Raw genomic sequence first — 22014 nt, 5'->3', positions numbered from 1 at the left:
CGCACCAGTGGCTTCCACCCCCGCGACGGTGACCGAACCCTGCGCGTCACCCCCGACCCACCGCGTCGTGCAGGCGATCGAGCTGCTGTCCCGGCATTCCGGTGAGCGCCTGTCCCTGGCCGCGATCGTGCGCGCCACCGGCATGTCCCGCGCCACCGCGCACGCCGTGCTCACCCAGCTGTGCGCCGACGCCTGGACGGTCCGCGATCCGGAGGGCAACTACAGCCTCGGCCTGGGTTTGGTCGCCGTGGCCCGCCGCGCCGACACCGCGTTCCCCGTCCGCAGCCTCGCCCTCGGCGCGATGCACACCCTCGCCGCCGACAGCGGCGTGCCGGTGTTCCTCGCCGAGCGGGAATTCCACAGCGGCTCGCGCGCCGCCGCGTCGGCAAAGCCCGGACCGGGCGACGCCACGCTGGACACGATCGTCATCACCGAGGTTCTCGGGACTCCCTCGGCCCCCTGGATCCGCCCGGCCCGCCGCATGCCCTTCGCCCCGCCGGTGTGCCGCGAATTCGTCGCCTGGGCACCGGAATCCGAGCGGGCCGCCTGGCTGGCCGCCGCCGACCCCGCCCACCGCGACCGCCTGGCCGCCGTCCTGAACGCCATCGCCTCCCGCGGCTACTCCGTCGAGCGCCTCGCCGACGACTCCGCCCCCATGCTGGAAGCCCTGGGCGCCCTACGCCACTCCCCCGTTACCGACCCCCTGCGCCACCGCCTCAGCGCGATGATCGCCGACCTGATCACCATCGACTACCTCCCCGACGAACTCGGCGACCAGAACGCCGTAGTCTCCGTGGCCGCCCCCATCTTCTCCCCCGACGGCCCCGTCATCGCCTCCATCGTCGCGTGCCCCGACACCAACCTCTCCGCCGCGGGCCTGCACGACCTGGCCGCCGCCACCATCGCCGCCGCCGACACCGTCACCACCTCCCTGCGCAGCTGAAAGGTCGGGCCGCGGATCTCCTTGCGCGATCGACACAGCGGCCCACACCGGGTCGGTGCGGGCCGTCGAGTCGGACTGCAGAAGTCAGCGATTCGCGAGTTCCGAGAGCTGGAAGGCCAGCTTGAAACGGAACGCAGGGATGCGGGCGAGGGTGCTGATCACCAGGTTTCGGACCATCCGGGCGGGGCGAGCGCGGAGGGTGGCCATGCGGGTGACCCGGTCGGTGAAGGCGACGACGCCGAGAGCGACTGGGCGGCGGGTCTTCTCGTAGTCGTCGAGGAGCGAGACGGGGGCGCCGGCGACCACGGCGGCCAGCAGGCGGCCGAGGACGACCGCGTCCTGGATGCCGGTGTTCATGCCCTGGCCGCCCGCCGGGCTGTGGACGTGAGCGGCGTCGCCCGCCAGCAGGATCCGGCCGGCGCGGTAGTGGTCGGCGACGCGGTGATGGACGCGGAAGCGCGAGCTCCAGATGATCTCCTCGACCTTCACGTGCGCGCCCGGGCGGCGGGCATCGACGAGGGCCTGCACGTAGGCGAGGTCCTGATGTTCGGGGGCCTCGGCGACGGTGGCGACGATGCGGAAGCGGTCGGGCCGCGCGTCCGGCAGCGGGGCAATGACGGTGACGCCCTCGGGCGAGAGTTGCAGACAGACCTCGTCACGCGGCTCCGGCCAGGTCATGCGGACGTCGGCGAGCACGAAGGATTCGGGGTAGGTGGCACCGGTGAAACCGATCCCGGCCGCCTCGCGCACCTTGCTGTGCATGCCGTCCGCGCCGATGACCCAGTCCGCGCGAACGGAATTCGCGACGCCGTCGGCATCGGTGAACTCGACGGTGACACCGTCCGCCTCCTGCGTGAGCCCGGTGACCTCGGCGTGCCGGACCACCTGCGCGCCCGCCTTCTCCAACCGCGCCAGCAGAATCGCCTCGGTCGATTCCTGACCGATCATCACGGTGTAGGGGTATTCGGTGGGCAGCCCCGCGAAGGAGACCCGGGCCAGCGCCCAGTCACCGTCGCGCATCACGAAGTTCGGCACCACGAGCCCCTGCTCCCGCAGCCGCGCGGTGACCCCGAACTCCTCGAGCACCTCCAGCGTGCGAGCGTGCACCACCACGGCGCGCGAGGTATTGGCCCCCTCGGCCAGCCGATCGAGCAGCACCACGTCCACGCCCGCGTCGGCGAGCACGATTCCAGCGGTCATACCGGCGGGACCGGCACCCACGATGACGACCTGAGCGGTAGCGGGCACTGCGTTCATGACATCTCCCGAATCTCTGCCAACACTTGTTGGCCAACGTCTGTTGAATTAGACGGTACGACCCGGTCAGCCCGATGTCAACACTTGTTGGCCAACGATTGTTGGCAAACATTCAGCGGTCGGTCGCCGCGGACAGGGAGTGGAAGATGGCCGCCGTGCGGCTGTGCGGGGTCGCGCAGTAGACGATCACCCGCTGATCGGTGTCGGAGATGTGCAGTACCTGGCATTGGAAGTCCAGCGGGCCCAGTTCCGGATGGCGGATGCGTTTGCGGTGGGTGCGGCGCACTTCCACGTCGTGTGCGCCCCACATGTCGGCGAAACGGGGTGAGGTGCCCAGCAATTCGGTGACCAGTGCGGCGAGTGCCGGATGTCCCGGGTACCGGGCGTAGGCGGCGCGCAGGTCGGCGATGAGGGCGCGGGCGAAGTCGCGGGTGTCGGCCTCGGCCCACTGCGGGTGGTCGGCGGCCTCGCGGAACATCCAGCGGATCATGTTGCGCTCGTGGCCGGGGACGGTGTCGAGGTCGCCGACGAAGGGGGTGGCGGCGCGGTTCCAGGCGAGCACGTCGTAGGTGGCGTCGACCACGTAGGCCGGGGTGGCGAGCGCGTCGAGGATGGTCCGGACGGCCTGTGGCACCGTCTTGTTCGGCCCCGCCGCCACCGGCGGCGCCTCCCCCGCGATCCGGAACAGGTATTCGCGTTCGTCGACGGTCAGCATGAGCGCACGGGACAGCGCGGCCAGCACCTGCCGGGACGGTTTCGCGCCGCGCGCCTGCTCCATCCGGATGTAGTAGTCCACCGAGATCCCGGCCAGTTGCGCCACCTCCTGGCGCCGCAGGCCGGGCGCGCGGCGGTGGAGGCCCAGAGGCAGTCCGACATCGGTGGGTGTGAGCCGGTTGCGCCGGGCCTTGAGAAAGGCCGCGAGCTCGCTACGGTCAGCCATGGCTCCAGTGTGGGCCGGTATTCCCGTCCAGGGTGGTACAAACCGGTCCTCCCTCGGAATCCGCTGCCGCGCGAAGCTTTTCGTATGAGCGAAACGGCATTCATCACCGGGGCCAACAAGGGCATCGGCTACGAGACCGCCCGGCAGCTGGCCGCGCGCGGCCTGACCGTCCTGATCGGCGCGCGCGGCCCCGGACTCGGGCAGGCCGCCACGGACAAGCTGCGGGCCGAGGGCGCGGACGCCCATTTCATCCAGATCGACGTTGCCGACGAGGATTCCGTCGCCCGCGCCGCCACCCGCATCGAATCCGAGTTCGGCAGGCTGGACGTGCTGGTCAACAACGCGGCCATCACCGGCGGCCTGGAAGGCGACGGCAAGGCGTCCTCGGGCACCCTGGCCACGCTGCGACACGTGTACGACACCAACGTCTTCGGCCTCATCTCGGTCACCAACGCGCTGCTGCCGCTGCTGCGGCGCGCGGAGGCCGCGCGAATCGTCAACGTGTCCAGCGAAGTCGGCTCCCTCACCGCGCGCACCGATCCGGACAGCCCGCTGTCACAGATGCCGTCGGCGATCCCCTACACCGCGTCCAAGACCACCGTGAACATGGTGACGGTCCTCTACGCGCAGGAACTGAAGGACACCCCGATCAAGGTGAACGCCGCCAACCCCGGCTACACCGCGACGGATCTCAACGGCCGCAGCGGTTTCCGCACCCCAGAGCAGGGCGCGGAACCCAGCGTGTATCTCGCGACCCTGCCCGCAGATGGGCCGACCGGTACCTTCTGGGGCCACGTGTGGGGTAGCGAGGAGTACGCGCGCCTGGATTGGTGAGCGCTACCGGCTGCCGGTGGACGGCGGGTCGCCGCGGTGCCACATATCGTTGCGGTCACGCATGCAGCGCGGCAGCCACCATTCGTGCTGTTGCTTGCAGTGGTGGATGAACCAGGCGTCGCCCTGGTCGCCGCCGCGGTCGCGGTCCGGGCCCTGGTCGGCGTGCCGGGTGGCGGCGGATGCCGCCACCGTAGTCGCCGCCGGCGCGGCCTGGGCCGCGGCCAGGGCCGTCACCAGTGGCGCCGTCACCAGCACGGCCGCCAGCGCGGCTGCGGGAGTTCTTCCGAACATAGGATCACTTCTTCGTATTACGGAGTGCACCAATACGATCCATGACCATTCCCCCAGCCCTTCCGGGCGTGGACCGCGACGACCATTGAACGCCACCCGCATCACGCCGCAAGGGCCACGGGTATCCACTTTCAGCGGATCTTCCGCTTTCGAACGTAATAAACCGTCTATCCGACTGGACGCCCGGTCGCCTTCTCGTGCAGCAGCAGAAGCGAATACGCGGCAACGGTCTGCGCATCCACGATCGCCCCCGCCCGGATCATGTCCTCGAACTCGTCGCGGGTGAACCACCCCGACTCCATGTCCATCTCCGACGGCTCCCGCTCGTGCGGCCCCTCGGTCAACTCGGTCGCCAGTACCACCGTCCCGTAATGCGTACTGGTACCCGGAGCCGGAGCCACCTTCCCCAGCACCGTCAACTCCCCCGCCCGCAACCCGGTCTCCTCCCGCAACTCCTGCCGAGCCACCGCGACCGGATCACTCTCCCCCGCCACCGCCCCGCCCGGGAACTCCCAGCACCGCCGCTGCAACGGATACCGGAACTGTTCCACCAGATGGAACCGCTCCCCATCCCACGGAATCACGATCGCGAAGTCCGCCTTCCGGATGAAGGCATAAATCGACTCCTGCCCATCGGCCTGCCGAACCACATCCTCGCGCAGCGTGATCCACCGATTCGAATACACCTCACGACCACTCACCGTCTCCATGCCCCCGATCCTGCCCCATCCGGACCGAGATCAGCGGCGTGCGGAAATCGCGCTACGATCCGGCCGTGCGTGTGGGAGGCAAGCGGGTGACAGAGGGTGCGGCAGTGGTCGCGGCGGCCGGCCTGGCGGCGGGGTTCACGGCGGTCTACTGGCGAGACCATCCGCTGATGGCGCTGTTCCCCTGGTACTTCTACGCCGCGCTGATGCTGGCCATCCTCGTGCACGAACTCGGGCACCTGCTGGTAGGGCGGCTTTTCGGCGCCTATCCCCTGGTTGTGAGTATCGGGAACCGCCGCCGCACCGGTGGTCTGCGATTCGGTTCGGTGACAGTGCGGCTGGGCTTCTATCCGGTCGGGCAGGTGCATTGGTCGGTGCAGCCGCGACCGCGGGGCCAGTGGCTGACCGTTGCCGCGGGTCCACTCGCGAACCTGATCTTCGCAGGGATATCCGCTGCGGTCTGGGCGTATTGGGCACTGCCCCTACTGGTGGGGTATTCGTTCACGGCGATGTCGGCACTGCTGGGGTTGGCGAACTTGGTGCCGTTCCGGACACGTGAGGGCAGCTACAGCGACGGCGCGCGCCTCTTCGGAGGTGACGGCGTGCGCCTCTTCGGAAACGTCCCGCCGGACAGCGTGCCGTCGCTGTCCGACCAGACTCGACTCGCCTTCGACAGCCCTCCGCTGCCCGATCCGCAACCGGCCGCCGACACCGCGGAGACCCTCCAGCGGGCTGCCGGCACGGTCCGGGCGCTGTGCGAGATCGCGCTCACCAAACCCGATCTCTCGGCGGCCGAGCTGGAGCTCACCGGCACCCGGATCGCCTGGCTGGCCGAGAACGCCCCGCGCACACCGCAGGTCGAGGCCGTGCTCGCGCTCTACGAGCGGCGCGTGGGCGCCGCGTCAGAGCTGGCGGGCGGGAGCCAGCGCGTCGCGAGCGTCCATCAGGGCGAAGCCGAGTAGGTTCTCGCCGCGCCACAAGGACGGGTCGGCAGCGTCGGGATTCTCCGCACCCAGCCCGATGCCCCAGATGGTGTCGCGCGGTGCGGCTTCCACCAGGACCTTCTCGGTGGTGGCGAGCAGGAAGTCACGCAGCGCGTCGTGCTGGCCGAATTTGGCGATGCTGCCGCGAAACACGACGTCGAAGCGATGTGCTTCCCAGGTGTCCTGATCGAAGCCGGAGATGGCGCGGCCCAGGCGTTTCGCGTCCGCCGGGGTGTCGCTGGCGAGGATGCGGGTGCGCATGGCCTCGTCGCCGAACAGACGGGCCTTCTCGGCCATCATGAAATGTTCGGCGCTGGAGTAGGTCTGGCCGTCCACGGTGAAGTCGACGGGCCACCACTGGCTGAGCACCCATTTGCCGACCTCGTGCCCGGGGGTGCGGGTGTGCCCCCAGAAGAAGAGGAACTCCGGTCTCGCTCCGGCCGCCATATCCGCTGTCAGCTGCGCCCTGTCCACGCCGCGACCCTAGCCGACCCAGATGACACAGTCGTGAAGAAATCCCGCCACACCGGCGACGCGCCGCGGCCGTGGCCGAGCGGAGCACCTTCGCGCCGACCTGTTCGTCGCCGGGACGGTGGTCCTGCCGCGTCCGTCGCGCCCCGCGCGAATCAGCGGGCCAGCCCGCGCAGTTGGGTCATGACCTCGGCGGGCGGGTGGTCGTGGACGCGGAAGCGCGGCGGGTCGTACTCGTCGGCGAGTTCCAGTGGCACCAGCCCGGACACGTCGTCCCAGGCCACCCGGAAGACATCGCCTTCGCCGGTGACGAAGCAGATGAAGTCCGCGGCGGGCAGCAGATTCGTGGTGCCGTCGGTCCAGGAGGTCATGGTGTACTCGCTGCCGTCGGGCGCGCGCACGTGCAGCAGTTCCATGATCGCGCCCTCGCGGTCGTCCTCGGCGCGCAGCTTCTCGGTCTGTGACCGGTACGCGCCGACCGCGAGTTGCGCCTGCGCGTGCCGGATCTCCGCGTACGCCGGATGGTCCTCGTCCACCCGCAGCGGCATCAGATCGCCGTTGTCGTCCACGGTGTAGGGCACCGCCGACAGCGGGCGCAGCGCGGCCTCGTGCCGTTCGGCGGCCAGCGCCAGCAGCTGCGGCAGCGCCTCGGGCGTCGCCCCCAGCACCACCAGCATGCCCAGATGGCCGGGCAGGAAGAACAGTGGCGTGCCGCCGGTTCGGGTCCGCACCCCCGCCAGCCAGCCCCCCACCAGGGGCAGGGAGCCGACGTAGTTCTCACCGGCGTCGTCGGCGAAGTCCAGCACCCGCACACCCTGCCCCGGATCGAAGGCGGTCAGCGTGCTCATGGCCAGCTCGGTGAGATTGGCGTGCGCGACCGCGTACACCTGCTCGTCGTCCACGCCCCAGCGCGAAAGATCCTGCCGGGTCACGAATTGCACGGTGCTGGGCAGATCGATCACCACCAGCTCCGACAGGTACGGCAGCGCGGGCCGGGTGAGCACCAGATCGCGGCCGTTCACCCCCGCGACCTGCACCGCCCCGTAGCCGGCCCGCCGTAGCACCGGCCGCAGCTTGGGCGACACCTCGTCCCATCCCTCGGGGGCGTCGGGCGGCAGCAGCAGGGTATCGACGGCCTCGAACAGTTCGGCGCTGATCTTCCCGTCGAACCGCCGATACAGCGTGTCCAGATTCAGCTTCGCCGCGTACCCGTTGGTCAGCCGGTAGGCGATCTCGAACGCCTCCACGTCGAACTGCGCGAATTCCACCGCGTCGTACCCCCGCACCTGCTCCAAGATCTTCTTGCCGAACCGATTTCGCGGCGACCCGAAAACCCCACGCAGGAAACTCATGGGCCGGACTCTACGCGCGAGCGCAATTCGCGCGGTTGTGGTTAGCTGTAGCGCCATGAGCACGCCCGTCTCCACCCACCCCGACGAGTTTCTGCCCCGCGACACCGCGGATGTGGTTCGGACCGTTCGGGATTCACGTCGTTCGACGAAACCGCTGATCATCCGGGGTGGGGAACGTCCGGACGAGGAGTTCGGACTGCCGGTGCAGGGCACCACCCTGAGCATGCGGAAGATGAACCGCGTGCAGGTGGTCGACGCCGATGCCAGGACTGTGCGGGTGCAGGCGGGGGCACGGCTGTCCGACATCGATCGCACCCTGGGCGCGCACGGGCTCGGGCTGCCCATCGTGGGTGACCATCGCGACATCACGGCGGGCGGGTTCGCGGCGGTGGGCGGGCTGTCGGCGGCGTCGCATCGCTTCGGCATGTTCTCCGACAATGTCGCCGAGCTCGAATACGTCGATCAGGACGGGCGTTTCGGCACCTGCGGGCGCACCCACCACACGGAGCGCTTCCGCAAGATCCTGGGCGGCGGCGGGCGCACCGGCATCATCACCGCGCTCACCCTCGAGGTGACCGGCGTGGACAAGGACCGCACCTGGCTCACCACCGACGCGCACCGCTTCCTGGACTTCGACACCTGGGTGGAGCACTCCTACCGCGAGATCCAGTCCCCGGGCGACTCCATGCTGCAGGTGGGCCGCTGGATCGACACCGCGCCGCTGAAGGTCGCGCGTCCGGTGGGCACCGGCACCGTGCAGCTGGGCACGGTCCGCTTCGGCCAGTGGTCGAGCCTGCACCCCACCACCCCCAATTTGTCGCTGCGCGCCCGGCGTGAGGTGGGTGCGCGCGCCCGGAAGTCGCTGGGCGCCATCGCCGCCTCGGCGGGCGGCCGCGCCGGCATGCCGGTCCGCAATGCCGCGGCGGGCGCGCTCATGTTCGCTCCGAAGGTGCTGACCCTGCGCGACGCGGAGTACCTGGCCGACACCGTGATCAGCTCCTCGGAGCGCGGACCGGCCTACCGCATCTCGCTTTTCGCGCCCATGTCCAACTACGCGCGGGTCTTCCACGGCCTGCACGACCTGTTCTCCGGGCATCGCGAGCGCACCGGCTGCTTCACCGTGATCTCGGCCATGACCTACGGCGTGCGCTCCCGCTACCTGCGCGAACTCGACGACGAGGACCACGGCTTCATCACCTTCACCTGCCGGTTGCGCCCGGCGGCGCTGCCCTCGGAACTGTTGCGGGACATCGTGTCCGGAATCGACGAGATCTGTGTGGCCGAACGCGCCCGACGTTATGACCCGACCGAATAGAATGTGTTCCGCCGCACTGCCAGCTATCGGTTAGCAGCCGGGAGACGCGGCGGTATCGGCACTGTCGGCGGGGTGCCGGTGCATGGTTCATGCTCAATCCTCAGATGAAGGTTGCCTGTCCCATGATCGAATTCCGCGCTGCCCGCCGCCCCCGTACCGCCGGTGACCCCGAGGGCGAACGCCCGCTCGAGGGCAAACGCGTGGTCATCACCGACGCCACCTCCGAGATCGGCCGAGAAACGGCCCGACTACTCGGTTTTCACGGCGCCGAGGTCATCCTGGTCGCCCGCACCGGCGCCCAGCTGGTCGAAGACTGCGCCACCATCATCGAATCCGGGGGCCGCGCCCACTGGTACCGCTGCGACATCGCCGCCCTCGGCGATGTCGACCAGCTGGTCGAGTGGCTGCTCACCGAATTCGACACCGTCGACGTGCTGGTCAACAACACCGGCCGCCCCGCCCGCCGCCCGGTCCTGCAATCCCTGGACCGCTTCCGCGACTACCAGCGCATGATGGCCACCTATTATTTCGGCCCGCTGCGCCTGACCCTGGGCCTGCTGCCCGCCATGCTCGCGGGCGGCTCCGGCCACGTCGTGAACGTCGGACCGTGGAGCCCGGAGACCGGGGCCGCGCCGAACTTCGCCTCCTACGCGTCCGCCCAGGCCGCCTGGACCACCTTCGGCCAGTGCGCCGACGCCGAGCTCTCCCCGCGCGGCATCCACGTCTCCACGGTCCAGTACCCGAGCTTCAGTGGCGCCACCAGCGCTCGCGTGCACGCCGAATACGGGGCCATCGATCCGGCCGAGGCCGCCCGCTGGATCGAGACCGCCATCCGCACCCGCCCGGCCCAGCTGCCACCGCGGTTCCCGCGCGCCCTGCTGGGCCTGGCGTCCATGTCGCCGCGCACCACCCGCCTCAAGCACGCGCTCGGCATCTGAATACCCCGTACAGCTCCCCCGAACAGCGAAGCGCCCCATCCGGATTCGGATGGGGCGCTTCGAGTCGTGCTCCGGATCAGTGCTTTTCCGGGCCCAGGTGGTACTCGAAGACCAGACCGGCGACCGCGCCCAGGACGCAGACGACGCCGATGCCGATCAGCCAGAACTGGAAGAACGCCAGGCCCAGCGCGGTGACCGAACCCGCGGCGGCCAGCAGGATGGGCCAGAACGAACCGGGCGAGAAGAAGCCCAGGTCGCCGGCGCCGTCCACGATCTCGGCCTCCTCGTAGTCCTCGGGACGCAGGTCCAGACGACGGGCGACGAAGCGGAAGTAGGTGGCCACGATCAGGGCCAGACCACCGGTCAGCACGATGGCGGTGGTGCCCGCCCACTCGACGCCGGTGCGGGACTGGCCCGTGAAGTAGCCGTAGATCACGGCCACGATCACGAAGAAGACCGTGAGCAGTTCGAAGATGCGAGCTTCGACCTTCATGTCAGTTCATCCTCACTTGGCGTCGGCGAGCTCGTTGCCGCGCGCCTTGCGGTCGGTGTTGAACGGCTTGGTGGAGGTCGCCACCGGCGACTGACCGATCGCGGAGAGCGCCTCGCCGTTGGTCTTGTGGTCCTTGATCCGCGCGTCCATGTACTTCTTGAAGTCGTCGGGCGAGACGACCCGGATCTCGAAGTTCATCATCGAGTGGAAGGTGCCGCACATCTCGGCGCAGCGGCCGACGAACGCGCCTTCCTTCTCGATCTTGGTGATCTGGAAGACGTTATCCGAGTTGTTCTGCTTCGGGTTCGGCATCACGTCGCGCTTGAACAGGAACTCCGGCACCCAGAACGAGTGGATGACGTCGGCCGCGGCCAGCTGGAACTCGATGTTCTTGCCCGAGGGCAGCACCAGGACCGGGATCTCGTTGGAGGTACCAACGGTCTCGACCTTGTCGTAGTGCAGGTAGGAGATGTCGTTCGCGGGCAGGCCGTTGTTCGGGCCCGGCTGCGGGTGGCCATCCTTGGTCGCTTCCTTGTAGCGATCCTTGATGTCCTCGTTCATGTCCTGACGCTCGGCGTCGACACCGTCGTAGACGGGCGAGCCGTCCTTCAGGTCGACCTTCTGGTAGCCGAACTTCCAGTTCCACTGGAACGCCGTCACGTCGACCACGACGTCCGGGTTCTCGACCTTCTCGTGCACGTAGTTCTGCACGACGACGGTGAAGTAGAACAGCACGGCGATGATCACGAACGGGATCGCCGTGTAGCTCAGCTCCAGCGGCACGTTGTAACCGGTCTGCCGCGGGAACTCCGGGGAGTTCGCCTTCTTGCGGTGGAACGCGATGGTCCAGAAGGTCAGACCCCAGACCAGCACACCCATCGCCAGCGCGGCGAGCACGGACCAGGTCCACAGCTCGCGCATCCTGGTGGCCTGCGGCGTGATGCCCGAGGGCCAGCCGAATCGAAGCCAAACGTTGTCGATCGAGCAGCCGGAGACGAGCATCGCGGTCATCCCCAAGGACACCGCCAGCCCGGCCCGCCGAAGGATGCGGCCCCGCCGACCCTGGGCGGGTCGTGCCCCTATCGCCTCGCTCGCCTTGTGCGCCACGCTCAACGCCTTCCTGGTCGTCATTCCGACACCGCGCCGCCCGGGCTCCCTTCCGCCGGACGACACATAATCAGCACAGTTCGGGAGCTCGGGGAAGGGTGCACGCGAACGCGCAACCGACCCTGAGAGTTTCCCAAGTACTACGCAGCGTAGACCAACAATGGCCCCCCGTTGCGACGGGGTCCTGTCCGACACGCTGCACCCCATTCGCCTCCGCTCCGCGTCGGCTGTTCGCAGCCCTGTCACCTCGGTCTTCCCTCCTCCGCTCCTCCGCTTCGCTCCCGTTTCCGCTCCCAGCGCGGGGAGGTGGAGCGCGGTCCGGACCGAGGCGGGCTGCGAACTTCGAAGTGTTGGATAGGGTCTGAGCGTGATCGGGCCGAGTCAGGCATACTCGGGCAGTAGGTTTCGCGTGCAGCGTGCCCGTGCGGGTACGCCCCAATCCTTATGACTCCGGAAAGAGGTTCTCGGCGCAGTGTGTGGTCTGCTCGGATTTCTGACAGCTGGCACGGCTACTACTCCGGACGGGCGGACGGTCGAGACCACCGCTGCACAGGTGTACGAGGCGCTGCACTGCCAGCGCCACCGCGGCCCGGACGAGCGCGGCACCTGGAACGACGAGCGCATGATCTTCGGCTTCAACCGCCTGTCGATCATCGATATCGAGCACTCGCACCAGCCGCTGCGCTGGGGTCCGCCGGAGAACCCCGAGCGCTACGCCATGACCTTCAACGGCGAGATCTACAACTATCTGGAGCTGCGCGCCGAGCTGAAGGAAGCCCACGAGGCCGAGTTCGGCGACCAGCCGATGTTCCGCACCGAAGGTGACGGCGAGGCCATCGTGGCCGCCTTCCACTACTGGGGCGCCAAGGCCGCGAGCCGGCTGCGCGGCATGTTCGCCTTCGCCATCTGGGACACCGAGCTGAACAAGCTGTTCCTGGCCCGCGACCCGTTCGGCATCAAGCCGCTGTTCATCGCCACCGGCGCGGGCGGCACGGCCTTCTCCAGCGAGAAGAAGAGCCTGCTGGGCCTGCTCGCCGAGCTGGAGCTGACCGACGCCCTGGACCCGCGCGCGCTCGAGCACTACACGGTGCTGCAGTACGTGCCCGAGGCCGAGACCCTGCACAAGGACATCCGCCGCCTGGAGTCGGGCTGCTACGCCTGGGTCGAGCCCGGCCGCGCCCCGCAGGTGACCCGCTACTTCAACCCGCAGTTCCGGGTGCAGAAGTTCGCGGCGGGCTCGGAGGCCAAGCGCTACAAGGAGATCGCCGAGGCGCTCGAGGACTCCGTCGCCAAGCACATGCGCGCAGACGTCACCGTCGGCGCGTTCCTGTCCGGCGGCATCGACTCCACCGCCATCGCCGCGCTGGCCATCCGCCACAACCCGAACCTGCTGACCTTCACCTCGGCGTTCGAGCGGCAGGGCTACTCGGAGGCCGACGTGGCCGCCGAGACCGCCGAGGCCATCGGCGCCAAGCACTACATCCGCATGGTCTCCCCCGAGGAGTACGCGGCCGCCATTCCCGAAATCGTCTGGTACCTCGACGAACCCGTCGCGGATCCGGCGCTGGTGCCGCTGTACTTCGTGGCCAAGGAGGCCCGTAAACACGTCAAGGTGGTGCTCTCCGGCGAGGGCTCCGACGAGCTGTTCGGCGGCTACACCATCTACCGGGAACCGCTGTCGCTCAAGCCCTTCGACTACCTGCCCAAGCCGCTGCGCAAGCTGGCGGGCAAGGTGTCGGACCGGATTCCGGAGGGCACCCGCGGCAAGAGCCTGCTGCACCGCGGCTCGCTCACCCTGGAAGAGCGCTACTACGGCAACGCGCGCAGCTTCAACGACGCCCAGCTGCGGTCGGTACTGCGCGAGTTCCGGCCCGAGTGGACGCACCAGGACGTCACCGCCCCGATCTACGCCATGCAGGGCTACCACTGGGATCCGGTGGCGCGCATGCAGCACCTGGACCTGTTCACCTGGCTGCGCGGCGACATCCTGGTCAAGGCCGACAAGATGACCATGGCCAACTCGCTGGAACTGCGCGTCCCGTTCCTGGACCCCGAGGTGTTCAAGGTCGCCGAGAAGATCCCGGTCGACCAGAAGATCACCAAGGAGACCACCAAGTACGCGCTGCGCCGGGCGCTCACCGACATCGTGCCGCCGCACGTGCTCAATCGGGCCAAGCTGGGCTTCCCGGTGCCGCTGCGGCACTGGCTGCGCGGCCCGGAGCTCTACGATTGGGCGCGCGCCCAGATCACCGAGTCGGGCACCGACCACTTGCTCAACAAGCAGGCCATCCTGGCCATGCTGGAGGCGCACCGCACCGGTCCGGTCGACCACAGCCGCCGTCTGTGGACGCTGATCGTGTTCATGATCTGGCACGGCATCTTCGTGGAGAACCGGATCAAGCCCGAGATCCAGGAGCCGACCTACCCGGTCAACCTCTGACCTCATGCGACACACCGGAGCGCCACGCCCGTGAGGGACGCTCCGGGCCGCGTCGTCGCAGTACGGTGCTGGCCATGAGCTACCCGTTTGCACCTCGCTCGCGTCGCCAGATGCTCGCACTGGGCGCCCGGACGCTCGGCGTGGGCGCCGCGGCCGCCCTCGGACTCGCCGCCTGCGGCACCTCGGACAACAGATCCGACGCCACCGAAACCACCCCGGCCTCCAACGACGCCAAGGACATCGCCGCCGACGCCTACGTGTTCGGCTACCCGCTGGTCCTCATGGACGTCACCCGCGAAACCGGGGGCCCGGCAAACCAATTCGTGCACCAGAACCCGCCCTCCCCCGAGGTGAGGCAGGTGGTGCGGCTCAACCTCGACACCCTGTACTCGCAGGCCTGGCTGGATCTGCGGCCGGAACCGATGGTGTTGCAGGTGCCCGCGATCGAGACCGGCCGGTATTGGCTCATGCAGTTCCTCGACGCCTGGTCCAATACGGTGCACGATCCCGCCAGCACCAATCCGCGCGTCAAGAACGCGCCGCAGCAGCCGCCCTACACCTATCTCGTCACCGGACCCGGCTGGAAGGGAACCGTGCCCGAGGGCATGACCCAGCTGGCCATGCCGACCGGCACCACCTGGCTGCTCGGCCGCATCGAATACCAGGGCGAGGCCGACATCGAGCATGTGCGGGCAATCCAGCACCGGTTGAAGCTGGCCCCGCTCAGCGTCTGGAATTCCGATGGGGTGCAGGGCGGTCCGGGCGCCTTGGCCGCCAGCAGCAGCGCACCCGCCCAGATGGTGGGGGCCATGGACGGGCCCACGTTCTTCGCGCGCATGTGCGCCGTCATGGCGGCCAATCCGGCCCACGAGGACGACGTCGACGCCATGAAGCGCTTCGCCACCATCGGCATCACCCCGGGCGGGGCGGCCACCGTGCCCGCGGACGTGCTCAACGCGGGCCTCGCCGACGGCCGGCGCGCGCTCACCGAGTACCGGGATCCCAAGTCGCAGTACCAGAACGGGTGGCTCTTCAATCTGGAGGTCGGCGCGTACGGCACCGACTATCCGCTGCGCGCGCAGGTGGCCGCGCTGGGCCTCGGCGCGAATCTGCCCCGGGACGCGGTGTATCCCACGATCGACGGGAATGCGGACGGAGACAGCCGGTTCCGGGTCACCTTCGCCCAGGATCAGCTACCGCCGGTGGGGGCGTTCTGGTCACTCACCGCCTACGACAGCGAGTCCTACCTGGTGCAGAATTCCGCGCGCATCTACTCGGTCGGTCATCTGGTCCCGCTCTCCCCGGCCGAGGACGGCACCATCACGATCGCGGTGCAGAACGCTGAACCCGGCCCGGAGGTTCCGGCCGGGCACTGGCTGCCGATCCCGGAGTCCGGGTGGTTCTCCCTCACGCTGCGGCTGTACGCGCCGAAGGACAGCGTGCTGAACGGGAAGTGGGAGGTCCCGAAGCTGGAGAAGCTGTCCTGACCCGGACGCGCCCGTCGTCAGTCGGCGGGCGCGTGGTGGGCGCGGGCGAGGCGGGCGCGCGCACCCGCGATGATGGTGATGATCATGACCGTCATGACCTGGAGCGCGGTCAGGCTGACCGCCGGTTGCGGCGGCGCCGGCGCGACGAATTCGAGCGGGGGCGGAGGCGGCGGGATCGGTGCGGGCGCGGGCGGAACCGCCTCGGGCAGGGGGCCACGACGGGCGCGGCGGCGGGGACCACCGCGGGCGCGGCCGGCGGGATCAGCAGGGGAATACCGGGTTCCGGCGCCATCGGGACGGGCAGCAGCAGCATGCAGGTCAGCAGGGCGCTGCCGGTGGCGGCGCTGCCGACCACCACGCTGCCGGCTCCGGCCGAACCCGGACCGACCAGTCCACTGGAGCCGGGGATGAAGCCGGGGCCGATCAGGCCCGAACTTATACCGCTGCCGGTGAGGATGCCCAGCCCCAGTGCGGCACTGCCGACCACGGCACTGCCCGCGCAGGCGGTGAGGACGCTGCCGGAGTCGAGGCCCAGCAGGCCGCCGAGGGTGTTGGGGATGGCGATCGGGGTCGCGGGTGTCTCGGGCGCGGGTGGCACGAGATCCGGTGCCCCCGCAGTTGTTTCGCGTGGGATGTCCGGGCTGCTGCTACCGAGATCCAATGCGGTCATCGGATTCCGGACCGCGGGGTTGCCGGTGTCAACCAGGCCGCCCGGCTGGGCCTGATTGCCGGAATGGCTGCTCCAGGTGCCCAGCCCGAGCGCGCTGCCGGTGGGTGCGTCGATCGGCGCGGCGGTGTCACCGGGAGACGGCGCTCCCCCGCCCGCGCTGCCGCTGATGATCTCCCCGATCGACGGCGGCCCCGGGTCGGCGGCGGCGATATCGGGATGGAGGGCGAGCAGGGCCGCGGCCACCGGGACCGCCGTCACCGCCGCGAATCCTCGTGCTGTTCTGCGGTTTCCGTTCACGGGTGCCTCCGAGAAGCCGAGCGGGGTTACGCGGTCGCGACGGTCAGCGGGGACTGCCGCCGCTGGACGGCGTTTCCGCGGCGATGTGCTGGAAGCGCGCGAGGGCGAGTTCGTAGGCGTCCTTGGCGACGTGATTGCCGCCGGAGAAGGGCCGATCCAACTGATAGACGGCCACGATGACCGCGCCGATCACCAGACCGAACAGACCGGTCATCAGGATGCTGCGCTTGGTGACGACGACACCGGAGAACACGGTGCCGAACAGCAGCATGCCGGTCGCGAACCACAGGGCCACATAAAGGAATCCGGGCAGTCGGTACCCCGCGTCCAAACCGCGGTCGTAGCGGGCGTCGGTGATCGCCTCGACCGCGGTGGCCGCCTTGTCCTGGGTGGCCTTGGCAGCCGGGTCGGTGGCGGGCACGGCGTCCACGGCCTCGCGCAGATCGTCCAGGGTGGACTGCGCGGCCGGGCTCAGGCGGCGCTGCTCGTCCATCACCTTCCACTCGTCGCCGATCACCTGCTTGGCGTAGGCGGTCGCCAGGGCCTGAATCTGCTTGCGGTCCTGTTCGGGCATGCCGTTGGCGGTCTCGTAGACAGTGACCAGCGCCTTGCCCTCGGCCACCGTGTGCGCGTGCGAGGTGTCGTACTGCTGCCACAGGATCACCACCACGAAGGCCACGATCGCGGCGAAGAACATGTTGACCATGTCCAAGGTCATGGAGCCCGCGGCGGAATCGTCGCTGTGCCGCCAGGACCTCGGGCGCACCCGGTCCCCCAGCACCAGGATCCCCACCGCGATGCCCGCGAAGAGTGCCAATATCCCCAGCTGCAACAGAATTCCGAGCATTTCGCGACTCCGTTTCCGGCCGGGTGCATGCGATCAGAAGGTATTCGCCGCCACGGGTCGGCCGGATTGTGAACAGAGGACGAACTGTTATACGAGTGTCCGAATCCCAACCCCGCCAAGGCCGGAACGCGTTGTTCGGCCCACGCTCAGCGACCTAACGACAACACCGCCGCGGCCAGGGTGACACTCAATTCCAGTGCGGCACCGAGCACATCGCCGTTCAACCCCCCGAACCGCCGCACACAATGCCGCACCAGCACCATGGCCCCCACCAGCCCCAGCACCACCGCCACCGGCCCCTGCCAGTGATCGCCGGTCGCGAACGCCGCTGCGACACAGGCGATCACACCCCACCCATACCCTGTCACCGGCGATTGCGTCCCCGCCACCAACGCCCCGAACCCGGCCCCCGGCGCCGCCTCGATCCCCCTCCGACACGCCAGCACCACCGCGACCCGCCCGACGGCGACGGCCACGACAACCTCCGCCCACCGCCCCTGCTCGGCCAGCGCCCCGAGCGAAACCGCCTGAATGGCAACAGCGAACACCAACGCCGCCACCCCGAACGGCCCCGCCCCGCCACTCTTCATGATCTCGCGAGCCCGCTCCGGCGGACCGTAGCTCCCGAGCCCATCCATGGTGTCGGCCAGCCCGTCGACGTGCATCCCGCGCGTGATCAACGCGAGCCCGGCCACCACGACAAACCCGGCCAACAGCCCCGAGGCCCCGAGTTCGCCGAGCCCCCAAAGCAATCCGGCCGCCCCGCCGCCGAGCAACACCCCGACTACCGGAGCCCACCCGATCGCCCCAGCAGCAACCGACCGGTCGACTTCATCCGGCCCTCGAACCGGCAGCACCGTCAGCCAGGACACCGCCAGCCGAAGCCCGTTCACAGATCAGGCCTCAGCGGCTTCCGCGTCGGCGTCGGCGGTGCTGACTCCGGCTTCGGCGAAGGTGGCCATCTCGCCGAGGGTGGCGACGGCGGCACGCAGCAGCGGGAGGGCGGCGACCGCGCCGGAGCCCTCGCCCAGGCGCATCGTCATGTCGACGAGCGGCTCGAGGTCGAGGCGCTTGAGGGCGATGGTGTGGGAGGGCTCGCTGGAGCGGTGGCCCGCCACCCACCAGGCGCGGGCGCCGGGGGCGAGCTGGTCGGCGACCAGGGCGGCGGCGGTCACCACGACTCCGTCGAGGATGACCGGGGTGCGACGGGCCGCGGCGCGGGCCAGGAAGCCCGCCATGGCGGTCAGGTCCGCGCCGGAGGCGGTGCGCAGCAGGGCGACCGGGTCCTTGAGGACGGGACGGGCGCGCCACATGGCGTCGCGGATGGCGGCGGTCTTGCGGATCCAGCCCGCGTCGTCGACGCCGGTGCCGCGGCCGACCGCCACCACCGGCTCGGTGTCGGTGATGGCCGCGATCAGCACGGTGGCGGGCGTGGTGTTGCCGATGCCCATGTCGCCGGCGATGAGAAGGTCAGCGCCGGAATCGATTTCCTCGTCGGCGATGCTCGCGCCGGCCGCCAGCGCCGCCTGCACCTCGGCCTCGGTCAGCGCGTCCTCGCGGTCGATGGAGCCGCTGGAGCGCCGCACCTTGTGCCGCGAGATCTCCGGCGCGGTGTCGCCGTCCACGGAGATGTCGGCCACCCGCACGGTGGCATCGGCCAAGCGCGCCATCACATTCACGGCCGCGCCGCCGTGCACGAAGTTGGCGACCATCTGCCCGGTCACCTCGCTCGGGTACGCCGACACACCGTGCTGCGCCACGCCGTGGTCCCCGGCGAACACCACCACGCGGGCCCGCTCGAACTGCTTGGGCGGGCACACGCCCTGGCACGCCGCGACCCAGTTGGCCAGCTGCTCCAGCCGGCCCAATGCCCCTGCGGGCTTGGTCAATTGCGCCTGCCGCTCCTCGGCGGCGGCCCACACCAGCGGATCGGGTCCGGTCACGGGTCCGAACGAGATGCGGGCGGGCTTGGTCAGCACCGGCGCGCTCTGGGCTCCGTCGTCCACCGGGCCCGCGACCGCCGAGTCACCGGTCTCGCCGTCAGCGGACGCGGCGCCCGGGGTGGCGGCCGCAGCAGCGACGGCGGCAGTCCCGGCAGCCGGAGACGCTGCGCTCGCCGAGCCGAGTTCCGCACCGCCGGTTCCACTTTCGACAGCTTCTTCCCGTCGGACGGACCCACCGTCAGCGGCGGCCGAACCGACGACGTTCGCCGAAACGGGCTCCACCGCAACCGGATCCGTTCCGCTGATCGATGAAGTCGCCACGGCGAGTGATGAATCCGTTCCGGCGGCATCCGACAGCGCGGCGGCGGAGACCACCGCGCGGTCGGGCTTGACCCGCACCGGCTGCCCGGCGACCACGAGGAAGACCTCGTCGCACACCTCGGCGAGGCGCTGGTTCAGGGTCCCGATCTCGTCACGGAACAGGCGCCCGGAGGCGGTGGCGGGAATGACGCCGAGCCCCACCTCGGGGCTGACGATGATCAACCGCTGCCCATAGCCGGAGACAGCGGCGACGAGCGCGTCGATGTCCGGGGCGACGGTGCCGCGCGGCGATTCCCAGGCGGCGCGGGCATCGATGCGCCCGGTCAGCCAGGTGCCGAGGTCGTCGACGAGGGTGGCGGAGGCGGGCTCGCCCAGCGCGGCGATCGGATCGCCCTCCACGATGGTCCAGGTCGCGGGCCGCCGGGCCCGGTGCGCCGCAATGCGTTCGGCGAAGTCGGCGTCGGCGGGGTCGACCGCGGCGGTGGCGACGTACCGCACCGCCTCCGACGCGACGAGCTGTTCCGCGAAGGCCGACTTGCCGGACCGGGCGCCACCGAGCACCAGGGTCCGCAGCGGCCGATCGGTTGTCTGAGCACTGTGCGACACGTCAGCACGGTATCAACTGTGCCGGTGCTCCGGCCGAGTAGGCACGGCCATCCCGTGTGCGGGCGTCAGTAGTTCTTCTCGTTGTGCACGCACTGCACCTTCAGGTCCTCGGCCGTGTACGACCAATCGGTCCCCTGCGGGCAGTCCGAGCCGTGCGCCACGCTGGCGATGATCTTGCCGTCGTGCTGCGTGGAGCAGGCCACCACCGTGTCGTGGTTACCCGTCGAACCGCCGACGATGCACTCCCCCACCGCGGTGCGCGGATCCGTGCATCCCGCCGTCGCCGACACAGCCAGCACCACCAGCGGCACCGCCGCGATCATCACTGCCCACCGCATGAGTGCGCATCGTAACGGCCCGGGCCCGCTCAGGAGACCCTGGCGCCGAACCGCCGCCGATACTCCACCGGAGCGATCCCCACCAACCGCTGGAAGTGATGCCGCAGCAGCGCCCCCGACCCGAATCCGCAACGGTGGGACAGCGATTCGAGGTCCAGGTCGGTGTCTTCCAGGAGCTGTTTGGCCAGCAGCACCCGCTGCCCGGTCAGCCACTTCACCGGCGTGGTCCCGGTCTCGGCGGCGAAGCGCCGCGCGAAGGTGCGCGTCGACATGGAACTGCGTGCCGCCAGCGATTCCACCGAGTGCGGCAGGTCCAGGTGCTCGCCCATCCAGTGCAGGGTCTCGCTGAGACCCTCGGATTCGCAGGCCACGACCGGCCGCTCGATGAACTGCCGTTGTCCGCCGTCACGCTGCGGCGGGACCACCATGCGCCGGGCGATGGCATTGGCGACGCTGCTGCCCAGTTCGCGGCGCACCAGGTGCAGGCAGGCGTCGATGCCCGCGGCGGTGCCCGCGCTGGTGATGAGATTGCCCTCGTCGACGAACAGCACGTCCGGGTCGACGGTGGCGAGCGGGAACTGTTCGGCCAGCAGGTCGACGTAATGCCAGTGGGTGGTGCATGTGCGCCCGTCGAGCAGTCCGGCCGCGCCCGCCAGGAACGCCCCCGAGCACACGGTCAGCACGGTGGCCCCGGCCGCGGCGGCGTCGCGCACGGCGTCGATGACCCGGGCGTCGATCTTCGCCGCGCCGTCGCGGATCGGAAAGGCCGGAATGGCAACCAGATCCGCGTCGCGCAGTTCCTCGAGCCCGTAGTCGGGGGTGACGTGGATGCCCGGTGAACTGGACTTCAGCGGTTTCCCGGGTTCGAGCCCGCAGACCCGGAAGTCGAAGGCGGGCAGGCCCTGCGCGGTCCGGTCGAGCCCGAAAACCTCACAGACCACGCCGAATTCGAACATGGCGAGATTGTCGTTGAGTACGACGGCGACCTTGGAGAGCATGTCGCGATCCCATCTGGCCGGATTTTTGCGAACTATGTCAGAACAGCCACTGTTGGCCGAAAGTTCCCTACAGGAAACTTACTGCCATGGATGCACTGTCCGCAATCGTCGCAGCCGGAACCGCGATCACCGCGCTCGGCACCCTGACCTTCGGCCTCATGGCCGCAGACACCACCGCACACCTCGACGAGGAAGAGGCCCACGCATGACCGCCATCACCTACGGACACGGCCATTACCGCTCCGCGACCGCCACCGCCCGCGTCGGCCTCGCCGTCCGCCGGATCACCGCCCTGCTCGCCGCGGCCGGCCGCGCCGTCCCGCTGCACCGCGAGAACACCTGGGAATTCGCGGGCTCGACGAACGTGGTCGATCGCGACCACGCCCGCGTCGCCCAGGAATTGCGCGCGCTCTCGGCCCACCGAGAGCACAACTGA

General features: G+C 69.6%; 23 protein-coding genes. 9 read left to right on the top strand and 14 right to left on the bottom strand.

Annotation, left to right across the window (positions count from 1 at the left end; genetic code table 11):
• Positions 1 to 7: 7 nt before the first annotated feature.
• On the top strand, positions 8 to 943 hold the full coding sequence (locus ABZ412_RS29515; RefSeq protein ID WP_357286521.1) for a helix-turn-helix domain-containing protein: 936 nt from the start codon (positions 8 to 10) through the stop codon (positions 941 to 943).
• A gap of 84 nt (positions 944 to 1027) precedes the next feature.
• Here ABZ412_RS29515 and ABZ412_RS29510 read toward each other — a convergent pair whose 3' ends face one another.
• Together ABZ412_RS29510 and ABZ412_RS29505 are read right to left on the bottom strand one after the other, a co-directional pair.
• Positions 1028 to 2200, bottom strand: a complete 1173-nt coding sequence (locus ABZ412_RS29510) for an FAD-dependent monooxygenase (protein WP_357286519.1) — start codon at positions 2198 to 2200, stop codon at positions 1028 to 1030.
• A gap of 112 nt (positions 2201 to 2312) precedes the next feature.
• Positions 2313 to 3140: a helix-turn-helix transcriptional regulator gene (locus ABZ412_RS29505; RefSeq protein WP_357286516.1), complete on the bottom strand. Its 828-nt coding sequence runs from the start codon at positions 3138 to 3140 to the stop codon at positions 2313 to 2315.
• Positions 3141 to 3224: 84 nt separating this feature from the next.
• Here ABZ412_RS29505 and ABZ412_RS29500 point away from each other — a divergent pair, with 84 nt between their 5' ends.
• Positions 3225 to 3974: an SDR family oxidoreductase gene (locus ABZ412_RS29500; protein ID WP_357286513.1), complete on the top strand. Its 750-nt coding sequence runs from the start codon at positions 3225 to 3227 to the stop codon at positions 3972 to 3974.
• A 3-nt stretch (positions 3975 to 3977) separates the two neighbouring features.
• On the opposite strand, the gene ABZ412_RS29495 is transcribed toward ABZ412_RS29500, so the two are convergent.
• Together ABZ412_RS29495 and ABZ412_RS29490 are read right to left on the bottom strand one after the other, a co-directional pair.
• Positions 3978 to 4265: a hypothetical protein gene (locus ABZ412_RS29495; protein WP_357286510.1), complete on the bottom strand. Its 288-nt coding sequence runs from the start codon at positions 4263 to 4265 to the stop codon at positions 3978 to 3980.
• 167 nt (positions 4266 to 4432) lie between these two features.
• Positions 4433 to 4975, bottom strand: coding sequence for an NUDIX hydrolase (locus ABZ412_RS29490; RefSeq protein ID WP_357286508.1), 543 nt, complete (start codon positions 4973 to 4975; stop codon positions 4433 to 4435).
• 65 nt (positions 4976 to 5040) lie between these two features.
• Between ABZ412_RS29490 and ABZ412_RS29485 the strand changes: the two genes are divergently transcribed.
• Positions 5041 to 5934: a site-2 protease family protein gene (locus tag ABZ412_RS29485; RefSeq protein WP_357286505.1), complete on the top strand. Its 894-nt coding sequence runs from the start codon at positions 5041 to 5043 to the stop codon at positions 5932 to 5934.
• Here the strand turns inward: ABZ412_RS29485 and ABZ412_RS29480 are convergent.
• Entirely contained in the window at positions 5875 to 6429 is a 555-nt protein-coding gene (locus tag ABZ412_RS29480) for an NADAR family protein (protein ID WP_357286501.1), read from the bottom strand. The two genes, ABZ412_RS29485 and ABZ412_RS29480, sit on opposite strands and share 60 nt — an antisense overlap.
• A gap of 152 nt (positions 6430 to 6581) precedes the next feature.
• Positions 6582 to 7778, bottom strand: coding sequence for a hypothetical protein (locus tag ABZ412_RS29475; protein WP_357286498.1), 1197 nt, complete (start codon positions 7776 to 7778; stop codon positions 6582 to 6584).
• A gap of 55 nt (positions 7779 to 7833) precedes the next feature.
• Between ABZ412_RS29475 and ABZ412_RS29470 the strand changes: the two genes are divergently transcribed.
• On the top strand, positions 7834 to 9093 hold the full coding sequence (locus ABZ412_RS29470; RefSeq protein WP_357286495.1) for an FAD-dependent oxidoreductase: 1260 nt from the start codon (positions 7834 to 7836) through the stop codon (positions 9091 to 9093).
• Positions 9094 to 9215: 122 nt separating this feature from the next.
• A complete protein-coding gene (locus tag ABZ412_RS29465; protein WP_357286492.1) occupies positions 9216 to 10031 on the top strand; it encodes an SDR family NAD(P)-dependent oxidoreductase in 816 nt (271 codons plus the stop codon).
• 76 nt (positions 10032 to 10107) lie between these two features.
• On the opposite strand, the gene ABZ412_RS29460 is transcribed toward ABZ412_RS29465, so the two are convergent.
• The gene (locus ABZ412_RS29460) at positions 10108 to 10524 is read right to left on the bottom strand and encodes a cytochrome c oxidase subunit 4 (protein WP_357286489.1); all 417 of its coding nucleotides are present in this window, start codon (positions 10522 to 10524) and stop codon (positions 10108 to 10110) included.
• A 12-nt stretch (positions 10525 to 10536) separates the two neighbouring features.
• Positions 10537 to 11535, bottom strand: a complete 999-nt coding sequence (locus tag ABZ412_RS29455) for a cytochrome c oxidase subunit II (protein ID WP_357286709.1) — start codon at positions 11533 to 11535, stop codon at positions 10537 to 10539.
• 568 nt (positions 11536 to 12103) lie between these two features.
• Between ABZ412_RS29455 and asnB the strand changes: the two genes are divergently transcribed.
• Both asnB and ABZ412_RS29445 read left to right on the top strand, forming a co-directional pair.
• The gene (gene asnB, locus ABZ412_RS29450) at positions 12104 to 14071 is read left to right on the top strand and encodes an asparagine synthase (glutamine-hydrolyzing) (protein ID WP_357286487.1); all 1968 of its coding nucleotides are present in this window, start codon (positions 12104 to 12106) and stop codon (positions 14069 to 14071) included.
• Positions 14072 to 14145: 74 nt separating this feature from the next.
• On the top strand, positions 14146 to 15558 hold the full coding sequence (locus ABZ412_RS29445; protein WP_357286484.1) for a DUF1254 domain-containing protein: 1413 nt from the start codon (positions 14146 to 14148) through the stop codon (positions 15556 to 15558).
• Between the two features lie 109 nt (positions 15559 to 15667).
• Here ABZ412_RS29445 and ABZ412_RS29440 read toward each other — a convergent pair whose 3' ends face one another.
• From ABZ412_RS29440 to ABZ412_RS29415, 6 genes are all read right to left on the bottom strand, one after another.
• Entirely contained in the window at positions 15668 to 16486 is an 819-nt protein-coding gene (locus ABZ412_RS29440) for a hypothetical protein (protein ID WP_357286481.1), read from the bottom strand.
• 82 nt (positions 16487 to 16568) lie between these two features.
• A complete protein-coding gene (locus ABZ412_RS29435) occupies positions 16569 to 17372 on the bottom strand; it encodes a DUF4239 domain-containing protein (protein ID WP_357286478.1) in 804 nt (267 codons plus the stop codon).
• 146 nt (positions 17373 to 17518) lie between these two features.
• Complete coding sequence (locus tag ABZ412_RS29430) at positions 17519 to 18265, bottom strand: adenosylcobinamide-GDP ribazoletransferase (RefSeq protein ID WP_357286476.1); 747 nt, start codon at positions 18263 to 18265, stop codon at positions 17519 to 17521.
• A gap of 3 nt (positions 18266 to 18268) precedes the next feature.
• Positions 18269 to 20242, bottom strand: a complete 1974-nt coding sequence (cobT, locus tag ABZ412_RS29425; protein WP_357286473.1) for a nicotinate-nucleotide--dimethylbenzimidazole phosphoribosyltransferase — start codon at positions 20240 to 20242, stop codon at positions 18269 to 18271.
• 65 nt (positions 20243 to 20307) lie between these two features.
• Positions 20308 to 20580, bottom strand: coding sequence for a hypothetical protein (locus ABZ412_RS29420; protein WP_357286470.1), 273 nt, complete (start codon positions 20578 to 20580; stop codon positions 20308 to 20310).
• Between the two features lie 29 nt (positions 20581 to 20609).
• Complete coding sequence (locus ABZ412_RS29415; protein ID WP_357286467.1) at positions 20610 to 21578, bottom strand: helix-turn-helix domain-containing protein; 969 nt, start codon at positions 21576 to 21578, stop codon at positions 20610 to 20612.
• Positions 21579 to 21664: 86 nt separating this feature from the next.
• On the opposite strand from ABZ412_RS29415, the gene ABZ412_RS29410 reads away from it, so the two are divergent.
• Together ABZ412_RS29410 and ABZ412_RS29405 are read left to right on the top strand one after the other, a co-directional pair.
• The gene (locus tag ABZ412_RS29410) at positions 21665 to 21787 is read left to right on the top strand and encodes a hypothetical protein (protein WP_357286464.1); all 123 of its coding nucleotides are present in this window, start codon (positions 21665 to 21667) and stop codon (positions 21785 to 21787) included.
• Entirely contained in the window at positions 21784 to 22014 is a 231-nt protein-coding gene (locus ABZ412_RS29405) for a hypothetical protein (RefSeq protein WP_357286461.1), read from the top strand. The genes ABZ412_RS29410 and ABZ412_RS29405 overlap by 4 nt, the downstream gene beginning before the upstream one ends.

Source organism: Nocardia sp. NPDC005746 (genome assembly GCF_040630785.1).
Classification (GTDB): domain Bacteria; phylum Actinomycetota; class Actinomycetes; order Mycobacteriales; family Mycobacteriaceae; genus Nocardia.
This window is presented reverse-complemented; position numbering and strand designations above follow the sequence as displayed.

Bases quoted from the DNA above. Each gene is read 5' to 3' on its own strand.
- ABZ412_RS29460 (WP_357286489.1), bottom strand. From the start codon at position 10,524: ATGAAGGTCGAAGCTCGCATCTTCGAACTGCTCACGGTCTTCTTCGTG.
- ABZ412_RS29500 (WP_357286513.1), top strand. From the start codon at position 3,225: ATGAGCGAAACGGCATTCATCACCGGGGCCAACAAGGGCATCGGCTAC.
- ABZ412_RS29415 (WP_357286467.1), bottom strand. From the start codon at position 21,578: ATGCTCTCCAAGGTCGCCGTCGTACTCAACGACAATCTCGCCATGTTC.
- ABZ412_RS29410 (WP_357286464.1), top strand. From the start codon at position 21,665: ATGGATGCACTGTCCGCAATCGTCGCAGCCGGAACCGCGATCACCGCG.
- ABZ412_RS29405 (WP_357286461.1), top strand. From the start codon at position 21,784: ATGACCGCCATCACCTACGGACACGGCCATTACCGCTCCGCGACCGCC.
- ABZ412_RS29455 (WP_357286709.1), bottom strand. From the start codon at position 11,535: ATGACCGCGATGCTCGTCTCCGGCTGCTCGATCGACAACGTTTGGCTT.
- ABZ412_RS29465 (WP_357286492.1), top strand. From the start codon at position 9,216: ATGATCGAATTCCGCGCTGCCCGCCGCCCCCGTACCGCCGGTGACCCC.
- ABZ412_RS29505 (WP_357286516.1), bottom strand. From the start codon at position 3,140: ATGGCTGACCGTAGCGAGCTCGCGGCCTTTCTCAAGGCCCGGCGCAAC.
- ABZ412_RS29470 (WP_357286495.1), top strand. From the start codon at position 7,834: ATGAGCACGCCCGTCTCCACCCACCCCGACGAGTTTCTGCCCCGCGAC.
- ABZ412_RS29445 (WP_357286484.1), top strand. From the start codon at position 14,146: ATGAGCTACCCGTTTGCACCTCGCTCGCGTCGCCAGATGCTCGCACTG.
- ABZ412_RS29495 (WP_357286510.1), bottom strand. From the start codon at position 4,265: ATGTTCGGAAGAACTCCCGCAGCCGCGCTGGCGGCCGTGCTGGTGACG.
- ABZ412_RS29490 (WP_357286508.1), bottom strand. From the start codon at position 4,975: ATGGAGACGGTGAGTGGTCGTGAGGTGTATTCGAATCGGTGGATCACG.
- ABZ412_RS29420 (WP_357286470.1), bottom strand. From the start codon at position 20,580: ATGCGGTGGGCAGTGATGATCGCGGCGGTGCCGCTGGTGGTGCTGGCT.
- ABZ412_RS29510 (WP_357286519.1), bottom strand. From the start codon at position 2,200: ATGAACGCAGTGCCCGCTACCGCTCAGGTCGTCATCGTGGGTGCCGGT.
- ABZ412_RS29435 (WP_357286478.1), bottom strand. From the start codon at position 17,372: ATGCTCGGAATTCTGTTGCAGCTGGGGATATTGGCACTCTTCGCGGGC.
- ABZ412_RS29475 (WP_357286498.1), bottom strand. From the start codon at position 7,778: ATGAGTTTCCTGCGTGGGGTTTTCGGGTCGCCGCGAAATCGGTTCGGC.